Origin of the sequence: Intestinibacter sp. (genome assembly GCF_022780145.1) — a bacterium.
Taxonomy (GTDB): domain Bacteria; phylum Bacillota; class Clostridia; order Peptostreptococcales; family Peptostreptococcaceae; genus Intestinibacter.
Genome location: NZ_JALEXO010000316.1, coordinates 1 through 2,415, shown reverse-complemented (window position 1 = coordinate 2,415; position 2,415 = coordinate 1). Strand labels below are relative to the sequence as shown.

General features: G+C 33.4%; 2 protein-coding genes. One reads left to right on the top strand and one right to left on the bottom strand.

The window, feature by feature from the left end:
• Window positions 1-138: 138 nt before the first annotated feature.
• Window positions 139-1,173, bottom strand: a complete 1,035-nt coding sequence (locus MR593_RS12000; protein WP_290693239.1) for an energy-coupling factor ABC transporter permease — start codon at window positions 1,171-1,173, stop codon at window positions 139-141.
• Between the two features lie 322 nt (window positions 1,174-1,495).
• Between MR593_RS12000 and MR593_RS11995 the strand changes: the two genes are divergently transcribed.
• Window positions 1,496-2,415 (top strand): heavy metal translocating P-type ATPase (locus tag MR593_RS11995; RefSeq protein WP_290693236.1); only part of this gene is annotated, 920 nt, incomplete at its 3' end.

The window sequence follows — 2,415 nt, the reverse complement described above, 5'->3', positions numbered from 1 at the left end:
TAAACTAAAGTTACTATTAGCTTTACTACAGAATTCATACTATGTATGATGCTATCTTGCTTTCCTAAGTCGTCAATTGTATTTAATTTGTAAATAGAATCACTAAAAGTAGACATTTAAAACTTCTCCCTCAATTTATTACGCATGTTTTTTAGAATTTTTAACCTTACTTGCACCAAATCCTATTAATGCTACAAGACCTAGTGTTATACCAGATCCTATTAAACCAGAAACTGTAGTGCCTGCAGTATTTTCTGAATCTGACTTAAATGCATAATCAGGTAAAAATGCAGTAGATTCTTGAACTGAGCCAAGAGCATCTGACACACTATTGCTTCTATCTAATTCAGTACTTCCTGTTACTTTTTCTATTGACCATTCAAGTCCATCTGGATTAGATGATGCAACTAATGATAATCCTCCACCTATTAAAGCAGTTACAACTACTAAAACTAGAGCAACCTTCTTAACACTTACATTTTCTTTTACATTACTTCCATCGTATCCAACAAGTAGCTCTGGTTTTGCATTGTAGATAAATATAAGCACACAACCTGTAAGTACACCTTCAACTGCACCTATTGCTAAATGTATAGGTTGCATCAAAACTACGAAAGTAGTAAATGGTAATTCTGTTACACCTGATAGCATAGTTTCAAAAACAACACCAAATGCTCCTAATTGCAATGAAACTACAACTGATATAATTGAAGCAATCATGATTTTAGTTGGAGTAAATCCATTTTTTAATATTTTTCTATAAATTAAAGGGAAACCTATGAAACAAGCAAAAAGTCCCATATTGACCATATTACATCCTAGAGCTAAAAGCCCACCATCTGCGAAGAATAAACATTGAATTAATAATACCGAAGCTATTGTCAAGAATCCTGCTTCAGGTCCTAATAATGACGCCAAAAGTATACCTCCACCGATATGTCCACTAGATCCAGTTCCAGGTATAGTGAAGTTTATCATTTGTGCTGCGAAAACAAATGCACCAAGCACTCCCATTAGAGGAATCTTTTTATCGAAACTCACTGATTTTGGAGAATTTAAATCCTTAGATTCTCCCTTTGATAATTTTCTTGCTGAATAAGCTATTGTTCCTGCTGCTGCAACCCACATAACTCCACCAACTGCTGGTGATAATAAAGCGTCTGCCATATGCATAAATATCATCTCCTCTTAAAATAATTAACCCTTTTTACAAACAAAAAAACCACAAAAACATATAGTTCTCTTAGAACTTATAAGCCTTCGTGGTTTAATTATCATATATACTATTTTATTTTATTTAATATAAAGTCTAACACTATAAACATTTATTGTCAACGATTCTAGCGCAACTCAAATATAAAATTAACTATATAATTTTATATGCATTATAAAAAACTATTGATTATTCTTAGAAAACAAATTATTATATACCTATAGGGGTATACCTATATAACTTTATATCATATAGATAAATGTATTTAATAGGGAGGAAATCATGCAATTTTTCAAATCAGAAACACAGAGAAAAATTCCTTTTATTATTATTTCTACTATAACTTTATTACTGAGCTTATTTAGTTCAATCAACGAAGCTATTCACTTCAACCTAGCTTGGATATCTATAATTCTATGCGGTCTTCCAATTATAAAAGAAGCCATCATAGGATTATGTACAGAATTCGATATAAAAGCCGATGTCTTAGTATCTATGGCTCTAATCGCATCTGTAATAATAGGCGAAACATTCGCAGCTGGCGAAATCGCAGTCATAATGACTATAGGTGCACTACTTGAAGACTTGACAGTTCAAAAAGCACAATCAGGAATCGAAAATCTAATAAAGTTGACACCTCAAAAGGCTAGAGTTATAAGAAATGGAAAAGAGGTTTTAATCGAAGCAGACGATGTGCAAATAGACGATATCGTCAGAGTTATCGCGGGTGAAACAATTCCAGTAGATGGAATTATAATAAAGGGTGAAGGCGCTATAGATGAATCTATAATGAATGGGGAATCGCTTCCAGTAGATAAAGGAGTCGGCGATGAGGTTTTAAGCGGAACTATAAACCAATTTTCTACCTTCGACATTAGAGCTACCAAAACATCTAATGACAGCTCACTAAAGAGAATGATTAGACTTGTAGAAGAAGCAGACGCTGCAAAAGCTCCTATTGTAAGCTTGACAGATAGATGGGCTACATGGATAGTAGTCATCGCATTAGTATCTTCTGTAGGAACTTTTTTAGTTACTCACCAAATACTTAGATCTGTAACTATACTCGTTGTATTTTGTCCTTGCGCATTAGTATTAGCCACTCCTACAGCTATAATGGCAGGAATCGGCAATGCCACAAAATACGGCATACTTATAAAGGGCGGCGATATTGTAGAGAGATTGTCTAAAATAAAAAATAT

Coding starts and splice junctions, on each gene's coding strand:
- MR593_RS12000 (WP_290693239.1), bottom strand. CDS start 1,173: ATGCATATGGCAGACGCTTTATTATCACCAGCAGTTGGTGGAGTTATG.